This is a genomic window from Ruegeria sp. HKCCA5929, assembly GCF_013034525.1.
GTDB lineage: Bacteria > Pseudomonadota > Alphaproteobacteria > Rhodobacterales > Rhodobacteraceae > Ruegeria.
Window position 1 is genome coordinate 12,177 of the sequence record NZ_WQGE01000001.1, and the last position, 16,911, is coordinate 29,087.

15 protein-coding genes and 1 pseudogene are annotated in these 16,911 nt (G+C 54.2%); 8 read left to right on the forward strand and 8 right to left on the reverse strand.

Features of this window, described 5'->3' with window-relative positions; all coding sequences use genetic code 11:
• The first annotated feature begins 204 nt into the window (after positions 1-204).
• Positions 205-1,797, forward strand: a complete 1,593-nt coding sequence (locus GOV90_RS00065; protein ID WP_171089127.1) for a trypsin-like peptidase domain-containing protein — start codon at positions 205-207, stop codon at positions 1,795-1,797.
• On the opposite strand, the gene GOV90_RS00070 is transcribed toward GOV90_RS00065, so the two are convergent.
• Both GOV90_RS00070 and GOV90_RS00075 read right to left on the reverse strand, forming a co-directional pair.
• On the reverse strand, positions 1,798-3,354 hold the full coding sequence (locus GOV90_RS00070; protein ID WP_371732472.1) for a hypothetical protein: 1,557 nt from the start codon (positions 3,352-3,354) through the stop codon (positions 1,798-1,800).
• Positions 3,355-3,457: 103 nt separating this feature from the next.
• The gene (locus GOV90_RS00075) at positions 3,458-4,678 is read right to left on the reverse strand and encodes an APC family permease (protein ID WP_171089129.1); all 1,221 of its coding nucleotides are present in this window, start codon (positions 4,676-4,678) and stop codon (positions 3,458-3,460) included.
• 439 nt (positions 4,679-5,117) lie between these two features.
• On the opposite strand from GOV90_RS00075, the gene GOV90_RS00080 reads away from it, so the two are divergent.
• Positions 5,118-6,722, forward strand: coding sequence for a Na/Pi cotransporter family protein (locus tag GOV90_RS00080; RefSeq protein WP_171089130.1), 1,605 nt, complete (start codon positions 5,118-5,120; stop codon positions 6,720-6,722).
• Between the two features lie 160 nt (positions 6,723-6,882).
• Complete coding sequence (locus GOV90_RS00085) at positions 6,883-7,290, forward strand: c-type cytochrome (RefSeq protein WP_253284728.1); 408 nt, start codon at positions 6,883-6,885, stop codon at positions 7,288-7,290.
• On the opposite strand, the gene GOV90_RS00090 is transcribed toward GOV90_RS00085, so the two are convergent.
• A complete protein-coding gene (locus GOV90_RS00090; RefSeq protein ID WP_171089131.1) occupies positions 7,291-8,463 on the reverse strand; it encodes a cation:proton antiporter in 1,173 nt (390 codons plus the stop codon).
• A gap of 200 nt (positions 8,464-8,663) precedes the next feature.
• Here GOV90_RS00090 and GOV90_RS00095 point away from each other — a divergent pair, with 200 nt between their 5' ends.
• From GOV90_RS00095 to GOV90_RS21120, 3 genes and pseudogenes are all read left to right on the forward strand, one after another.
• Positions 8,664-9,113, forward strand: a complete 450-nt coding sequence (locus tag GOV90_RS00095; protein ID WP_171089140.1) for a phasin family protein — start codon at positions 8,664-8,666, stop codon at positions 9,111-9,113.
• A 57-nt stretch (positions 9,114-9,170) separates the two neighbouring features.
• Positions 9,171-9,578, forward strand: coding sequence for a universal stress protein (locus GOV90_RS00100; protein WP_171089142.1), 408 nt, complete (start codon positions 9,171-9,173; stop codon positions 9,576-9,578).
• A gap of 116 nt (positions 9,579-9,694) precedes the next feature.
• A pseudogene (locus tag GOV90_RS21120) lies at positions 9,695-9,965 on the forward strand (IS6 family transposase); the annotation flags it as partial.
• Between the two features lie 216 nt (positions 9,966-10,181).
• Here the strand turns inward: GOV90_RS21120 and GOV90_RS00105 are convergent.
• The 5 genes from GOV90_RS00105 to GOV90_RS00125 are packed head-to-tail and all read right to left on the reverse strand — an operon-like array spanning position 10,182 to position 13,142.
• Positions 10,182-11,309, reverse strand: coding sequence for a TonB family protein (locus GOV90_RS00105; RefSeq protein WP_171089144.1), 1,128 nt, complete (start codon positions 11,307-11,309; stop codon positions 10,182-10,184).
• Positions 11,306-11,683, reverse strand: a complete 378-nt coding sequence (locus GOV90_RS00110) for a biopolymer transporter ExbD (protein ID WP_171089146.1) — start codon at positions 11,681-11,683, stop codon at positions 11,306-11,308. The genes GOV90_RS00105 and GOV90_RS00110 overlap by 4 nt, the downstream gene beginning before the upstream one ends.
• A gap of 4 nt (positions 11,684-11,687) precedes the next feature.
• Positions 11,688-12,014 carry a biopolymer transporter ExbD gene (locus GOV90_RS00115; RefSeq protein ID WP_171091123.1) on the reverse strand — a complete coding sequence of 109 codons (327 nt, stop codon included), beginning with the start codon at positions 12,012-12,014 and terminating at the stop codon, positions 11,688-11,690.
• Between the two features lie 31 nt (positions 12,015-12,045).
• On the reverse strand, positions 12,046-12,711 hold the full coding sequence (locus GOV90_RS00120) for a MotA/TolQ/ExbB proton channel family protein (RefSeq protein ID WP_171089148.1): 666 nt from the start codon (positions 12,709-12,711) through the stop codon (positions 12,046-12,048).
• Positions 12,708-13,142 carry a hypothetical protein gene (locus GOV90_RS00125; protein ID WP_171089150.1) on the reverse strand — a complete coding sequence of 145 codons (435 nt, stop codon included), beginning with the start codon at positions 13,140-13,142 and terminating at the stop codon, positions 12,708-12,710. The genes GOV90_RS00120 and GOV90_RS00125 overlap by 4 nt, the downstream gene beginning before the upstream one ends.
• 469 nt (positions 13,143-13,611) lie before the next feature.
• Between GOV90_RS00125 and GOV90_RS00130 the strand changes: the two genes are divergently transcribed.
• Positions 13,612-14,583 (forward strand): FecR domain-containing protein, encoded by a 972-nt coding sequence (locus GOV90_RS00130; protein WP_253284727.1) that lies wholly within the window; start codon positions 13,612-13,614, stop codon positions 14,581-14,583.
• A 54-nt stretch (positions 14,584-14,637) separates the two neighbouring features.
• Positions 14,638-16,869, forward strand: a complete 2,232-nt coding sequence (locus GOV90_RS00135; protein ID WP_171089152.1) for a CHASE2 domain-containing protein — start codon at positions 14,638-14,640, stop codon at positions 16,867-16,869.
• The last annotated feature ends 42 nt before the right edge of the window (positions 16,870-16,911 follow it).

Sequence of the window (16,911 nt, forward strand, 5' to 3'; positions counted from 1 at the left end):
ATACGAGGCTTGAAAATGCCAAAGCAGAGGGTCGATCATTGATTGGCCTTCTTTGAGTTGCGGCCTGAATGATGTTTTTTGGTTGAATCCGGGCAGACATCGCAAGTGTTTATATAAATGCGTTTTTTGTACATTCGCACCAGGCCATGGGTTTGGTGTTGCAGCGTGGTAGAATGCCCTCACGCGTTTGGATAGGGGGCCATAATGCAAAAACCAGAAGCGAGTAGCATTACACCCTCTGGACATGCTGCTGAAGGTGAGGTTTGGGCCTTTCTGGAGAGCCTGACCGGACCATCGCGCGGAAACGTGAACTGGCTGGTCGATAAAGCCCTGACCGTTTCTGTTGACGATGGCAGGGTGTTAAGCCTTCGACCTAAAGGCAACCTGCCTCCGCATGATAACGATATTGCGACCCTACAGTGGGTTGACGACGGTTACACAATAACCGCGTCAGCAGGGCGCAATATATGGGTAAACGGACAAAAAGCCTCATCGGTGTCTCTGAGGCATGGCGACATGATCGAGTTTGGCGAAAAGGGTCCTATGTCTCGATACAGGTTGTGCGATCACTCATTTCCCGCGCACCATACGGTCGAAGATATCTTTAGTGACGCATATGCCTACGCCCGAGCGAGCCGCCGACCTTTCGCTAAAAAGCTGTCTGGTGCCTTGCGCGATAGTGGGCTGCGGCTTGCGTCTCAGACCACGACACTGTTCAGGATCACAGTACTTGCAACGCTTCTTGTGATCGCGGGGTTTGGGTACCTACTTTACCAAAACGACCGGCGCTTGGCGGATAGTATCGAACAGGAGTCCCGTAAAATCGAAGCGGTCGCGGTTATGCTCGCCCAGACGCGAGAAGATGCACTTACGCCTGATGACCTGGCTTCGTTGCGTGATGCTTTTGAAAACCAAGTTCTGTCGACCGAGCAGCGTCTTGGAACCTTGGAGCAGCGGGCGGGAGCACCAACGCGGGTGATCGCTGCCTCCACTCGATCGGTCGCTTTCCTTCAGGGGGCTTACGGATTGCGCCATGTGGAAAGCGGAAAGATTTTACGGCATGTGTTGGGACCTAACGGAGAGAACCTGAAGACCCCGTTTGGCCAGCCTTGGATCGAACCGGACGGGACCGGCGAACCTGCAGAATTTCAGTTCACCGGAACAGGGTTTTTGATTGCTGGGGTGCCATTGATGGCCACCAACCGCCATGTCGCTTTGCCCTGGACCTCGGGGAACCGAGAGAAAGCGCTGAGCGACGCTGGTCTTGAGCCAGAGATGTTGAGACTGCTGGCCTATTTGCCTGATCAGACGGAACCAATAGAGGCGCGTTTGGTCCGGTTCAGTGAAGCCGCAGACTTGGCGATTTTGGCAGTTGAGCCAAGCCGCGTTCAGGACCTCGGAATTCCGTTGGCGGATGCCACGTCGCGCGTTGGTGAAGAGCTTTATCTGTTGGGATATCCAACGGGTTTGAAAGCTTTGATCGCGCAGGCTGGTCCGGGCTTTCTAGAGGAACTGGAGGCAGAAGGAACGTTGAACTTTTGGTCGATTGCGTCCCGGCTTTCCGCTCAAAGCAAGATTCACCCGCTAGCAAGCCGGGGGATCGTCGCGCGGACAAGTGGGAGCGCCATCGTTTATGACGCTGAGACTACGACCGGTGGGAGTGGAGGACCAGCATTGAATCGGCAGGGCGAGGTCGTTGCCATCAATGCTGCGATCCTGCCCGAGTTTGGTGGTTCAAACATCGGCGTCCCGGTCTCACATCTCAGAACTCTGCTAGGAGAGGTGGAAAGCCAGTGATCATTCGCTCGTTCGGAAGCGCGAGTTTTGAACAAAGAACACAGTGACCAGTGGAACGATCACTGAGATCAGGGCCACGGAGATCAGCAAGTACCCAAGTTGACTGTAGTCCGCAGTCGACGTGACCTCACCGGTTTCGGGCTTGGTGACAGCGCGCGTGACGACGTATGTCTGGTTGAGGTATTTGGTGCTGAGGCTGCTGGCCGACAATGCCATGTTGGTAAACGATGCCATCACGGCAAAGAAGGTCGCTTTCAAATGAGTTGGGGCATTGCGTGCAATCCACGCCAACATCGGGACCATGGCGATCTGTCCGAGTGGAGACTCAACGGCGGTGTCGAGAATGGCAATAAATCTTGCGTCTACAATTCCGCCGGTTCGCCCCGCTGTCCATTCATGAATGCCGTAGTAGAGAGCAAGGTTAGGCAGGGCGAGTATGCCTGCGGCGATTGTCAGCAATATCACCACATGCGCAATTGAGCGGTTGGCCATGAATGGTCGCAGAACAATTAACCCCAGCAGTGCCAGCAGCGAAGTCAACAAAGCCAAGATTGCTATGAATTGCTCATCGAACTCTAGTTCATCGATTTCAAACCAGGTCAGGCCTGGTCCCGGCAGAGGAACGGAACGGAAAACAAAAATGATTGTCGCTGTCCCAATTAAGGCTTTGGCTTGGGCCGGTTCCAGCTCTTTGAGCAGGCGCGACATGAGGTACAGAATTACCGTCAGGGAAACCGCGAAAACTGTTTCCTGCGCAAATTCGAAATCAGCGGTTCCCAGAACGATGCTGAGCACCACGAATGCGAGACCGCCGAGCAATATGGACCATTTGACTTCTGTGACTGCGTCCGGTGTGTGGGGCGGGTGTCCCCGCTGGACACGTTGACGCTGGATCAAGCTGTGAAGAACGACTCCGCTGACCGACAACACGGGTATGGCCAGTGCTACTAGGTACACTCGGCCATAGAGCGCGAGGCGCTCGGATTTTTGCAGATCTTCGGTTCCAGAGAAAATCCAGATGTTCACAGCCGCCACCGCCGCAAACCCGGAAATGATCGAGACTCTGCCCAAGGTCTGCATTGTCGTGTGCTGTGCACGGGTTTCTTCAGGTGTAAACGGGAGGCCGTGCTGGTTGACCTTGGGAACCGCCTCAACCGTCATGGCGTCGGCAACAACGTCCTGAATGGCATAGCCCGAAGGCGCCAACAGCAAGGCAACAACATACCAGTCTTCCAGTGGCATGAAACTGGACATCTGTGCAGGCGCGGTCACAAGCCCATACATTGTTAGCAATGACAACGTGATCAGGGATGCGCCAAACAGGATCAGCAGGGACTTCCAGCGCCAGAACAGGTCCACGACATGGCCAAGCGGCATTTTGAGTATCCACGGGATACCAGCCCAAAATGCAAGTCCAGCAACGAAAGAGGCGGATAAATCTAGATAGTCTTTGAGGAAAAAAGCTCCGACGACCGAGGTCAGGCCGGACACGCCGGCAGCGAAGTAGACCATCAATGGCGGTAAATACGACCATTGCAGCTGCTGAACCAGATCCACAAACGTTCTATGCCACCAGGCCGAAAGTTTTGATCCTATTGAAGTTTGGTCAGTCGTCATTTGCCGTGGTAGCTCGTGGAAGCCTTTGGGTCGTTGTGTTTAGTTAGAGAAATCCAGATCCGAAAAGCAATGCACTGGTGATCACTCCAAGGATCGGTACCACAAGAGGAACACGGAAGTGCTTGGCGGCCTCGTCCGGCTTCATCTTCAGCAAGATCAGCGAAATGTTGACGAGCACAAAGACGCCTAGAACGATCTGAGACGTGCGCTCTGCCAGAGTACCAATCGGTATAGTTTGGGTCAGCAAAACGATGATCGCCACGACCAGCAAAGTAGCGATAACTGGTGTCTGAGTTGCTTTTGGGACAATCGCCAGAACCTTCGGTAAATGGTTACGGTCAGCTAGGCCGTAGATCACCCGCGAGGCCATGATCATCTGGATCAGTACTCCATTGACTGTCGCCACAATCGCGACCGCGGAAAACCCCTGTTTGATCACCTCGGGGGCGTTTGAAAACACAAGCGCGAGGGGTGCTGCGGATGTCGAGAGAACATCGATCGGAACAACAAGTAGAACCGTCATTGAGGTTCCCAGATACAACATGGTCGCCAGAACGAGGGTTAGTAAAATCGCTTTTGGGATGGTGCGCACGGGGTCTTTGACCTCTTCCGCGACATTGGCCATGTCCTCGAAGCCAACAAATGCAAAGAAGGCGAGAAGTGATGCTGCGAAAATGCCTCTCCACGCGTCGAGTTCAAGTGGTGGAAGCATCGAACTGATCCCGTATCCCTGCGGATCCTGAACCGACATGCCCCAGCCAATCACAAAGAGAAGGCCTGCGATCTCGATGATCGTAATGACGGCCGCAACAAAGACCGATTCAGTGATCCCCCAAAGCGCGATTAGACCCATGATCAAAACGACGCTGATGGTCAAAACAGGAATCGCAAAACCGGTCAAAGCATGAAGATATGATGCTGCGCCAATTGCAACGGCAGAGGCAGAGATAACCCCCGAAGCCGCGACCGCGAGCCCTACGAAAACCGCCAACCATCCTTTCTGAAATCCCGCCTCAACATAGGCTGCTTCACCTGCACTGACAGGAAATCGTGTTGCGAGTTCTGCATACGAAAGCGCGGTCAGTGATACGACGAGCGCGGCTACAACGAACGACAACGCCGCAAACGGTCCGGCAATGTCAGCTGTTGCACCGACTAAAACGTAAATGCCCGCTCCGACCGTTACCCCAAGGCCATAAAGCGTGAGCAACGGGGTAGTAAGGGCCCGTCTGAGTTTCTGTTCGTTTGGATCAACAGAGCTCATAAGCGATTTCCACCAACTGCCCATTCAGAACGTCGTCAGTGGCGTCCTTCTCGTTACTTTCCGCGATTGGCGGAGCAGCTCAATCCTATGGTCAAAGCTGCACCGAATGCTTTGTGTCTCAACGTGTGGGCGCATTGGGCGCCAATCAACCAACTGGGGGCTCGCCACCACTTCTGCCGAGCCCCCGTGGGTGGAACTTCCACTCCTACAAAATTCCGTTCACCATAGTGTTCGCTTGGGGACAGGTCGGTGAACGTAGAACAAGTTGAAACATTCGCATTTCAGTATGTGATTTATGTTGGTGCTTTGATCTATGTCAATCAACTTGCAGTGTCGGGGTTGCGATGCTGGATGCAAACCAATTGTCGAACACCGTCGAACTTAAAGGCAAAGCTAAAATGTTCGGCAATGTCAGATCAAAGGTGAAAAGCTATTCGCGATGTTCTGGAACCTGTTACCAGCTTTGGGTGGCATCGGCCTTTTTCTTATCGGCATGCTGTTGATGACGGACGGTTTGAAGGCTTTGGCAGGGGCGCAATTACGAGATATTTTGGGCCGGTTCACGTCGACACCGTTTACCGGGGCGATAACAGGCGCGGTCACGACAGCTGCAATCCAGTCTTCTAGTGCAACGACTGTCGCGGCAGTAGGATTTGTCGCGTCTGGCCTTCTCACGTTTCCACAGGCGCTTGGGATCATCTTTGGGGCCAATATCGGAACGACTATGACAGGTTGGCTCGTCGCGCTCTTGGGGTTCAAGCTAGACCTGGGGCAAGTGATGTTGCCCGTTGTTTTTGTTGGGGCTTTGCTGGCGCTTTCGGGAAGAAAAGCGGTTTCCGGCCTTGGGCTGGCGTTGGCCGGGTTCAGCTTGATTTTCATTGGGATCGAGCAACTCAAGTCCGGGCTTGACGTATTTCGCGGCATAGTGACTCCTGCCGATTTCCCGCCAGATACACTGCTAGGCAGGCTGAAGCTTGTATTGATAGGCGTGCTTATCACGATGGTGACGCAGTCTTCGAGCGCTGGCGTTGCGACCGCATTGGCTGCGTTGAGCGCGGGTGCTGTGAACTTCCCTCAAGCAGCAGCTCTCGTCATTGGAATGGATGTGGGCACGACTTTTACGGCAGTTCTGGCGACTTTGGGCGGGGGCACGATGGCGCGTCGAACCGGGTTTGCTCATGTGATCTACAACGTGATGACAGGAGCAATGGCTTTTTTCTTGCTAGGTCCATTTACTTCGGTGTTTGCAAGCGGGGCGGGGGCCGGAAATTCTCTGACTGCGCTGGTCGCGTTCCATAGTTTCTTCAACGCCATAGGCGTGGCGCTGATCTTGCCGTTCGCGAATCCCTTCGCCAGATTTGTCGAGGCGCTTATACCTGACCGAGGTGCTGAGTTAACGAGATCTCTGGATCCGCTTGTCCTTGGGATGCCGGAATTAGCCGTGGATGCGGCAAAGGCTGCAGTCGAACGCATTGTAAGGGCCGAAGTGGCGCACCTTCGGTCGTGTCTGGGGGCATCTCAGACAAACGCAATCGATTTTGGTCGGGATAACACTAAGACCGCCGTGTCCGAAGCCCGCTCGTATCTGGACAAAATAGAACTGCCCAGCATGCCCGACGCAGAGATATCCAACATTAAGGATATGTACCATATCCTGGATCATCTTGACCGGTTGCTTTACCGGTGTGGCCAAGATGATCGGATAAGCGAGTTACCAAAAGACTGGCGGTTGAAGCGGCTTGCTTCGGTGATGATTGCAGCAACTGATGGCTATTTGGAAATCGACGACCCAGTGGAGTGTGAAATTACGCTGAACCGCGTTCGCCGTTTTCTGCGACGACAGAGGAAACTTCGCAGAGACTTGCTCATCTCTGACGCTGCGACTGACAGTCTGCCGGACGACGTGGTCTGGGCTCGCTTGGATGCCCTCAGATGGTTGCATCGAGTGTCTTATCACCTCTGGCGAATTCGTCTGCATTTGAACGCATTGGAAGGAGTGCCGTCTGGGCGCAAGGGTGGTGAGGTCGATGACGAGGTTGCGTAGTTGGAGGTCGGGCTGGATTAGATTCGGCGCGCGCTCAAACGCTATTCGACTGAAACGCCAATGTTCGTGCAGGTGCGGACAACATGAGCAAGGTCAAAGACGTTCCTTAGCTATACTGTTTAATGGGATCTTCATTTGTGGCAGAGATTCGGAGGGGAATATGCAGGTTTATCGAGGGATTTTACTGGCACTATTCGTCACGGGGCCTGCACTAGCGCAGGAGGTCAGCGTCGGTGAGGGAAGTGATTTGTACCGGACGTATTGCTGGCAATGTCACGGTTTCGAAGCGACCGGAGACGGGCCAATGGCCGAAATGTTGGCTATTCGAACACCCGACCTTACCAAATTGGCGGGCGAAAACGACGGTGTGTTTCCGATAGTTCGCATAGCTGAACAGATTGATGGTCGTTCACAATTGCTCGCCCATGGGGGCGAAATGCCAATCTTTGGCGCGGTGTTTGAGACAGACCAACAAATCGCGGTGGCTCTACCTAATGGGCAACCTATGATGGTAGGCCTGCCGTTGGCGAATTTGCTCGCCTTTCTTGAATCGATCCAGTCTGAATAGTCACTGACCAATCTGGTCATCCGTTTCAGCCGTTCGTCTGATTGACATGAGAGTCAACGGCGGCCCCAACACCTCGAAGGCCACAGTACTGGCTAGAGTAAAGGCCATGATCGACGCGGCCCAATGCGGAAATTGCTCTCCGGCTACAAGGGCCATACCTACCGCGACACCAGCCTGTGGCAACAAAGCGGAACCGTACCAGCGGGTCTGACGGCGAGGCAGGCCGCCCAGTTTTGCTCCGCAGTAACCTCCGACAAGGCGGGCCACGGCACGTAAGAATAGGAAAAGAACACCAGCCCAGCCCATCAAACCGAAGGCTTCAATTTCCAACGTGGCGCCGGCCAACAGGAAGAACAGGATCATGAATGGCCACTGAATGTGCTCAATCTCATGAAAAGCACGGTCGTGATGGCGGGCAAGATTCCCGATCACCGCGCCGACAACCATGCCTGCTACTAGAAATGAAACCTCCAGCCAAAGCGCTAGACCCGCTGAAAGAAAGACGATGCCCACTGCTTCTGCCTGCATTGGCTCTCCCGGTTTCAAACGGCCGGTTAGGTAAGCGGACGGAACGCCCAAGGTGACACCCAAAACAATGGCGCCCCCGAAATCCCACATCGCTGCGGCGGTGATGCTGGCCCAACCATCCGAATGACCGGCCAGAACCAGGGCGATGCTGAAAACGATCAGACCCCAAGCGTCATCAATTGCGACGACGCCCTTTAAAGTCTCGGTAAAGCTGTTAGACACCCCAGATTGTTTGATCACATCAGTCATGGCGGCCGGAGCCGTAGCTGTGGCAATTGCCGCCAACACCATTGCCAATCCAAACGGCATACCAATTGCGGTCAATCCAGCAGACACGATAACAAGGGTTGCAACCACGATTGAAATCGAAATCGTCAGAATGGCCCGGCCATGTCGAACCAGGTTCTCGCGGGTCAAAGATCCGCCAAGAAGGAACGCGACCATCGTCAAGGCCACAATGGAAATCTCGTCGAACCACATGGCAACGTCGAGTGGGATTAGCCCCATTCCGGCGTTCCCGGCGATCAGACCGAGGAACAGTAAGGTTGTAACACGAGGAAGATGCGTGGCCCGTCCTAGTTGGTCGGCCGCCAATCCGGCAAGAAAGAGAACACCAAGAGTAATCAGAAAGCCGGCAATGTGCATAGAAATCCAAGCGTTAAGTTCTTGTCTAGACTACTCTAACCCCAACACTGCCCTCTAGGAACCGATGTCGGAGAGAATGCGAGTGTCCCGTTGCGGCCTATGCCGAGGGTAATAAAAATAAGGGATTTTGATCTGTATTAAGGCGAAAGCGCGCCGCAGGTGGCACAATAGTCTATTCAGGGAATGAGGAGGAATTTTCGATGCCGACAAAGAAATCTAACACAAATAGCCCGACCTCACTTTTGGATGTTTTCAAGCAAATGCAGCCGCCCATTTCTGGCAATCTGGCGTTCGGTGCCCAGATCGAACAATTTTGGGACGCGCAAGAAAAATTGCTCGAAGAAACAGAGGCCTTTGCGCAGCATTGGTTCGAACGGCGTCATGAGGCGGTCCGGACGGCTCTAAAAGCTGCACGCAATGTGTCTTCCGCGAACCCGTCCGATCCCTCTAAAGCCCTTCAGAGCATGGCGGAGTGGCAGCGCCATTCGGCGGAGCGGTTGGTTGCTGACGCTCAGGAATGGTTCGAAACCGTGTCCCGTTGTGCATCTTATGTCGCTGAAACCGAAGCTGAAGCTGTTGAGAAAACAGTTGATGATGTTGTAGCCGCTACAAAGAGCGCGGGGAAATCTTCAAAGTCCGAGCCTGTATAGGTTTCCTGCTGCCGAGGAACCAAACTGGAATCATCGGAGCAGTAGATAGGAGGTCAAATGTACAAGAATATCCTGATCCCGGTTGCTCTGGACCAAGAACACGACACACAAGCGTCGTTTAAAGCCGCGCGCCAATTGGCTGATGCGGACGCTGTATTCACCGTGATACACGTCCAAGAACCAATTCCGGCGTATGTAGGGTCTCAGATTCCCAGCGAAGTACTTGCCAATACGCGGCATGAAATCTTAGAAAACCTGCATCAAACTGCTTCTGAAATTCCAGGCGCGAAGGCTCGGCTCATCTCTGGGCACGCGGGTAGGGCTATTGTCGATTTCGCAAATGAGAGCGACGCGGATTGCATCGTCTTGGCTTCGCACAAGTCTGGTTTTGAGGACATATTTTTAGGTTCCACTGCGAACAGAGTCGTGCACCACGCCAATTGTTCGGTTCACGTAATTCGGTGATCCAAAGCTAGCGATGCGAGATAATTATGGAATGGCCCTTTCTTGCTGAGCCAAATTAGAGGTCTTATCAGAAGAACTTTGCTTGAGCGGGTCGGGGTGTTGCGTAGCTTTCGCCCATGACCAATCCTGCCTCTTTCAAGTATTTCAAAACAGCTCCGAGATCATCCGCCTTGCGGTGATGCTGTACATCCGTTTCCCGCTCTCGCTTCGGAATGTCGAAGACTGTTGCACGAGCGAGGCATCGACGTGAGCCACGAAGTTGTCTGATATTGGTGGAACGGGTTTGGTCCAATGTTTGCTGCGGAGATAAGGCGGAAGCATGTTCTGCAGCTGCGCGCGTTCTCTAAATGGAAGTGGCACGTGGACGAGGTTTTCGTGACGGTGAATAAGCTGACGCGCACCGCCGCTCTCGCAGGGTAGCGTCAACTTTGTGCTGGATAGGTTCACGGTTTCCGCGGCAAACTGAGACTGGTTAGAATTCGTCTGACAGCACCGCCACTCAAGCCGATTGTGTCTCTGACCAGTAAACAAAGCCATCTGGTCCGCAAGGCAGTACGTCCCGTTTTTTCCTGAACCCTAACTGCCCCTGCGATGCAGATCAGATCACCGGATCTGGTAATAGAATGACAGCTTGCGACTGGCGCCTCCGGGTGGGCGTGGGAAAGGTGCGGCGGTTCGGACCTGTTCCTTTGCGGCACGTTCTATGTCGGGTGAGCCAGAGCTTTCGACGACTTCGACCCAAGCCAAAGAGCCATCGGGATCAATCTGAAAAAACACGCGCGCATATCCGCGCGCAGCAACGTAGACGATTGGCGCTCGGTTCAAATGAACAAGAACCTCACCGGCATAGTTTGTTGTATCCGAGTTTCCGGGGCCACGTCCCCCAGACCGATTGCTGCCTCTGCTTTGTCGGAAGACATCCACACCTTCTCGTTTGAAGGCCGTGAGAGGCGATTCAACTGTCTGTTCGGGAAAGCGCAGATTGTCGAAGTTTCTGAAAACCTCCAATGATCTTGGCTGTTCCGTTTGCGCATTGCGATTTGGTGGTCGCGGTCGAAGCGACGATGTAGGGGCCTGATCCGTTTGCTCTGATTCCGCTTCGGGAAGAGGCACATCAGCGTCATCCTCCAAAGGGTTCAACGCTGTATCCGGTGTCACGGGCTCGATGGTTTCAGCTTCTTCGGTGTCGACTGGAGAGAGCTCGGGTGGCAAAGCGGCAATCTGTACGTCATTTACCGGTTCCTCGACAGAAGAGGGCTCGACCGGGGAAATGGTTTGATCGGGTGTTGCTTCCGGGTTTTCGGTCGCGGTATCGGATCCTGCGGCTTCAGCGCTTTCACCATTGTCATCAGGGGCTTGTTCCACAGGTTCGGTGACGGCTTCGTCAGGCGCTCTGGGCTGAATGATCGTCGAGTCGCCGGTATCGGGCGCATAGGTTTGCTTTGGGTCGGGCGACGCGACACGGGCATCGCTTGTGGGACTCTCGGCCTCGCGCGGCTCAACTGGTGGTTCTTCTGGCGGGGGCGGCGCTTCGGTCAGCTCCGGCTGAACGGGTTCAAGTTGGGTATCGACAAACTCTTCGAATGTATTGCCTAGCTCGACAGTGTCAGTGCGGTCTTCTCCGGCGGCTTGGTTTGAAAAGTTTGGCACAGTCAGGGTTAGGCCCCCAAGATGCACCAGCACAGAAACCGAGATCGCAAGGAGTGCGACGAATAAAGACCGCCGGATCATTCGAGGGCCTGTTCTGTCACCAGAAAAACCGAAGGCGCACCTAACCGGCGCAGATTGCTGGTAATCTCCATCAACGCGGGGGCAGGTGCATTTCTATCCGGCACGATCCGCACAGGCCCGCCGTCGTGGTCTTGCATGAATGCCTCGGCGCTTATCGGTCTGCCACGAAAGCGCAACGTGCCATCCGGATACAGGACAAGCGCATCTGGGGGCTCGCGGCCTTCAAGATCTGCGGTGTTTACCAGATCCAGTTCTGAGTCCAGCGGCGGCGCTATCGTGCCCGCGATCAGAAAAAAGATCAGAATGAGGAAGACGACATTGATCAGCGGAATAGTTGAATCTCGGTGTCGGCCGGGTCGGATTTTGCGGATCATCGACTTACTCCAGCACGCTAACCGTCAGACCTTCGCGACCACGCAGCCGAACAAGAAGATCCACAAGACGTTGTGCGGACGTGTCGCTATCAAGGCTGACCAGAACCTGACCGGTCAGGGTTTGCTCGGCCAAGTCGTCAAGCGACATGGGCTGGCCATTCAACACCGCCCGCGTGGCGCCAAGTTGAACAAAAAAGCGCTCGGTTGGTTCCGCGTCGCTTGACCCGCCCGCAGCCGCACTGCTGAGTTCAATCTCGCTGAACCGTGAAAAGGTCGAGGACAGCATGAAAAACAGCAAAAGCAGAAAGATCACATCGATCAGGGGCGTCATCGACATACGCCGCCGGACAAATTGCGCCGTGTTACGCATGTTCCGGTGCAACTGAAACTGCTTCGGTTCCAACTGCGCTTGTTATCGAGGGTCCTGGCACCAGAACCGTGCGAAGAGCCTTGTCCGCAAAAACACGCTCGCGTGCGGTGCGACTTTCCAGCCAGGACAAAACCATCGAAGTCGGCATTGCGACGGCCAGACCTACGGCAGTTGTAATCAAGGCCACCCAAATCCCACCAGCCAGTACCGATGGATCAACTGATGACCCTGCGGCTTGCAGGCTTTGGAATGCGCTGATCATACCCAGAACCGTGCCAAAAAGACCCAACAAAGGTGCAAGCTGTGCCACTGTGTCCAGCAGGCGGAAGCCTCGCTCCAACCCGGCGAGTACAAGGCTCGCCTCGGCATCCAGCCTGTCATCGGCCCCGGGCAAGCCCGATGCGTCCATTGCAGCGCCAACGATGGGCGCAAGATAGCTTTTGCTGCCAGCCAGTTTTGCGCGTGCTGCATTCTGGTCACCTGCGTCCCACGCGGCGAGTGCTTCGGACAGAACCTTGTGCCGACCGACACCACAGACCGCAAATTGCCAGAGTTTGTAAAGCGTGACGGCCAGCGTCAGAACCGACATCGCGATCAGGATCGCGACGACGGGTCCACCAAGGGCAAAGATCTCACGAAGCGCGGTCAGCGGACTCATCCCAAAAGCTCCATGTCTACCCGGCTGCTCATGGACAGGGTGTCTTCGCAAATTTCACTTTCGGATCCGTCCACCACGCAGGACTGTGCGCCATTGATCAGGGCTTTCCCAACCGAAGCGCAAGCTAGGTTGGGTAAGTCGAACTGGCGAACGCGCAATTTGTCCGCCGGCAACTCACGGAACCCGAAATTAGAGAGTTGTAGAAGGCCACCATCGACATCAAACAAGACTGTTTCAAATACCGCGTTGTCGATGGAATGTCCGGTTTCATTCTTGACCAGAAACGTCAATCTGCAGGATCCCTCGATATCCTCAACCGTGTTCAATTCCATAAACAGCTTGCCTGATTGTTCGGCGTCAGATTGCGCAAGCGCGTATGACGACAGCCCCCCGCACAACACGGCCGCTGCAAAAAGGCGACTAAGAAACATAAGTTTACTCCAATTTTGTTGCGCTCAGTTTGCGGGCGATGACCATCAGTTGGCCGTTTGTTTGTTGTCCCAGTTGTTCGTCATGTAAAGGGTAACGAAGGGTCGAGGAGTAAAAGGATCGTCATCGTAAGTTGATGAGTGCGTCTACATCGTAAGAAATACGAAGCACAAAAAGAATTTCAACAGCGCTTGTGAACATCAAACCCAGCCGTAGCGGCGCCGCGAGCAAAGGGCGAAAGTTTCAATCTAGGGCAGACACAACAGCTTGCCCGCTTAAATGCTGGGTTACGCCAGAACGGTGGATTGGACATGCTTTGCATATAAAACTTGCTAATCGCGCATCAAATAATGCATATTTGTCTATATTTTTTCGTCATCATAATAACAAAAAGTATACTTTTTAAGGGGCGGACATCGAGCACAGTGCAATTTGCACGTATCAGGACCCAAAGGGGGAAGGGGCTCGATTTTGTCGTGGTTAAAGATTGTGTTGGTTCTTTGCTTTGTTGTGATCATGCCGTTGCAAGCCGTTGCCAGCATTGGAAAAGTTATCAGTGCCAAGCAAGGTGCCCAGCTTATTCGTGAGGGAAAAGCTCAGCCTGTGTATTCAGGGATGGATGTCGTGTCAGGGGATACGATTTCCACGGACCGGACTGGGTTGATCCAAATTGTCTTTGTGGATGACACCAAGATCGCAATCGGCCCCAACGCGCGCATGGTGTTGGATGTGACTCTTTTACGTGGCAATCGTAAAGCCAAGAACTTTGCTGTTCAGGCGCTTGGCGGCAGCTTTCGGTTTATTTCCGGCAAAAGCCGAAAGAGGGCTTATTCGATAAAAACACCTTCAGCGACGATGGCGGTTCGCGGCACAACTTTCGATATGTGGGTCGTGTCGGAACAGCAAAGCGCGATGCTTGTGCTTGAGGGGACTGTCCGAATGTGCGGCCTCAAGGGATCCTGCAGATCTTCGGGGCGTCAGTGCAGCATGTACGCGACAGGCGGCAGCGGAGCCGTCGGGCGCCCTGCCAGCCAGGCACAATATGAACAGGCGCTACAAAGCGGGTTTCCCTTTGTTCAATCCCAGGAAGGTCTATTGCCACCTTTGCAGGTGAGGGTCGAGGGCTGTGCCGGGGAAGCTGCGCCGATACGACGTGTCAAACCCAATAGGGCAGAGCCACGCGTAGCGCCTTTGGAACGTGGGGAGAGATCGGAAACCGTAGACGCGACTCCCGCGTCAAGCCCGTCAACTTCGGGGCAGAGTGAGCCCGAAAGACCAGAGCCAGAGCAAGAGCCCGACTATGACGACCCCGAACCGCAAGAGCCAGACGATGAGGAGCCTGATCGGGAAGAGCCGGACGATGAAGAACCCGACCCGGAAGAACCTGAACGTGAAGAGCCTGACCCCGAAGGCCCCGAGCCGCAAGCACCTGAAAGGGAATAGTTCGACGGGCGCTTTTAAGTAACGGCGTGTTTTTCCTCTTTCCCGGAGGATGATATGAGCGAAAAGATACGTAGAACCAAGAACGGGCGGTGGGCCTTTCGTCTTGTTGGGCTGGTCCTGATCCTCTTTGGCTGCTTCATCAGAGCAGTGGATCCTTACCCGGTTCGCATGACGCGCCTTGTTTATTTCGACGTTTTGCAAAGGTTGTCCCCGCGAGAGTTCGATCCGAATCTTCCGATACGCGTCGTGGATATCGATGAAGACGCTTTGGCCAATTGGGGGCAGTGGCCCTGGCCACGCACTTTGGTTGCGCAGATGGTGGAAAACCTTGGGGAATACGGTGCTGCAGCCATCTCATTCGATATGCTGTTTGCCGAGCCAGACAGGTATTCGCCGTCACGGCTTTTGAATGATCCGTCATTGGTTGGCATTCTGACAGTGGAACGCCACGCCAAGAGGCTGGACAATGATGTGCTGTTGGGGATGGAAATTGCTTATTGGCCGGTAGTTCTGGGTGCCGCCGCGCGGTTGTCTGAGGAAGGAAAGAGTGTCGCGGCCAAAGCAGGTATCGTTGAGTTTGGAGAAAATCCGACTGCTGGTCTGATCTCGGTTCCACATTGGACGCCTATTGCACCTCCACTGGATCGTACTGCCGCCGGCATCGGTGGTGTCAACGTCTCACCCATAGGTGGAACAGGCATCGTGCGCCGCGTGCCTGTGCTTTGGGACGGGCCGGATGGGCCTATGCCTGGTCTGGCTATAGAATCCTTGCGGGTCGCATTGGGAGAAAGCAATATTTTTGCTGAAGGTGCGGTGGACGAAGAAGGGATCATGCTGGCGGTTGAGGTTGGCGGATACCAGGTGCCAACGACCGAGAATGGCGAGCTTTGGCTTAAGTATCGGCGAGACACACCCGATCTGTATATTTCGGCCAGCGACGTTATGAAGGGTTCTTCGGACGCGTCTTTGCGGGCCGAAATCGAAGGGCGCATAATACTCGTTGGAACATCTGCTGCTGGTTTATTCGACATACATCAAACCGCGCTTGGGGAAAGCGTTCCTGGTGTTTCCATTCATGCACAGATGATCGAGCAGGTTCTGACCCAAGACATGCTCAGCCGTTCTGACGTGACGGCTGCGCAAGAACTGCTTGCTTTTGTCTTTCTTGGGCTCGTGGTTATTGGCGTCATGTCCAGCTTTGGCGCCGTCGCGTCTTTTGTCGCCGGGGGTATTGCCGCAGCTGCAGTTCTGACGATCAGCTGGATGGTTTTTCAAAATCAATCAGTGTTGTTCGACGCAACATTTCCTTTGATCGGCGGTATGGCAAATTTCGGTCTTTTGGCGGGGTACCTGTTCATATCGACCGAGCGCGAAAAGCGTGAGATCCGCAAGGTTTTCTCGCATTACGTCGCCCCGGAGATCCTTGATGAAATGGAGCACTCGGGCCACCAACTGCAACTGGGCGGGGAAACTCAGGAAATTACTGTGATGTTCTCGGATATAAGGGGGTTCACCTCTCTGTCCGAGTCGGCATCCGCCACTGAACTTGTTTCAGTACTGAATGCGCTGTTCTCCAAAATCGGGGACCAGGTGTTGGACGAACGGGGCACAATCGACAAATTCATTGGCGACGCGATAATGGCCTTTTGGAATGCGCCAATACCCGTTGTGGACCATCCGTGTCGCGCGGCATTCGCCGCGCTCAAGATGCGGGGCGCTTTGGCGGATTTCAACGCATCCGGTATTATGAAAAACCGTCAACCCATTGCATTGGCAACAGGAATTGCCACGGGGCAGGCGTGCGTTGGTAACATCGGGTCCGAAAAACGTTTCAACTATACTGTCATCGGGGATGTCGTGAACGTTTCGGCACGGCTCGAACAAAGCTGCCGTACGGTCGACTATGATATTGTTGTGTCAAGCGGGGTTTCTCAAGCCGGGCAAGCGGATCTGGCCCTGTTGGAAGCTGGGCATGTTGATCTGAAAGGCAAAGCCAATCCGGAACCAGTGTATATACTGGTAGGGGACCAACTTGTACGAGAGACTGCGGCTTTCAAAGACCTTGAAGCTTCGCACAGCGAATTGATTTCGGCAATTACTGGTCGTCACCCGCAAAGCAGAATTGAAGATTTGTGTCAGTGCTGCGAGGGCTTGGCTGAAAATATCGAACCTGGGCTGCGCCGATTCTATCGCGCGCTTCTTGGGCGAACGGCCGATTTCAGATCAGACATACCTGCAGGTGAGCTTATCTTCACCAGATACAATCAAAGGCTTGGATCTGAGTAGGCGGGGTCACGTCCCGGAAAACGATCTGCTTTAACCAGACTT

Coding starts and splice junctions, on each gene's coding strand:
- GOV90_RS00115 (WP_171091123.1), bottom strand. CDS start 12,014: ATGACGCCCCTGATCGATGTGATCTTTCTGCTTTTGCTGTTTTTCATG.
- GOV90_RS00105 (WP_171089144.1), bottom strand. CDS start 11,309: ATGATCCGGCGGTCTTTATTCGTCGCACTCCTTGCGATCTCGGTTTCT.
- GOV90_RS00085 (WP_253284728.1), top strand. CDS start 6,883: ATGCAGGTTTATCGAGGGATTTTACTGGCACTATTCGTCACGGGGCCT.
- GOV90_RS00080 (WP_171089130.1), top strand. CDS start 5,118: ATGTTCTGGAACCTGTTACCAGCTTTGGGTGGCATCGGCCTTTTTCTT.
- GOV90_RS00120 (WP_171089148.1), bottom strand. CDS start 12,711: ATGAGTCCGCTGACCGCGCTTCGTGAGATCTTTGCCCTTGGTGGACCC.
- GOV90_RS00135 (WP_171089152.1), top strand. CDS start 14,638: ATGAGCGAAAAGATACGTAGAACCAAGAACGGGCGGTGGGCCTTTCGT.
- GOV90_RS00100 (WP_171089142.1), top strand. CDS start 9,171: ATGTACAAGAATATCCTGATCCCGGTTGCTCTGGACCAAGAACACGAC.
- GOV90_RS00090 (WP_171089131.1), bottom strand. CDS start 8,463: ATGCACATTGCCGGCTTTCTGATTACTCTTGGTGTTCTCTTTCTTGCC.
- GOV90_RS00075 (WP_171089129.1), bottom strand. CDS start 4,678: ATGAGCTCTGTTGATCCAAACGAACAGAAACTCAGACGGGCCCTTACT.
- GOV90_RS00110 (WP_171089146.1), bottom strand. CDS start 11,683: ATGATCCGCAAAATCCGACCCGGCCGACACCGAGATTCAACTATTCCG.
- GOV90_RS00095 (WP_171089140.1), top strand. CDS start 8,664: ATGCCGACAAAGAAATCTAACACAAATAGCCCGACCTCACTTTTGGAT.
- GOV90_RS00065 (WP_171089127.1), top strand. CDS start 205: ATGCAAAAACCAGAAGCGAGTAGCATTACACCCTCTGGACATGCTGCT.
- GOV90_RS00125 (WP_171089150.1), bottom strand. CDS start 13,142: ATGTTTCTTAGTCGCCTTTTTGCAGCGGCCGTGTTGTGCGGGGGGCTG.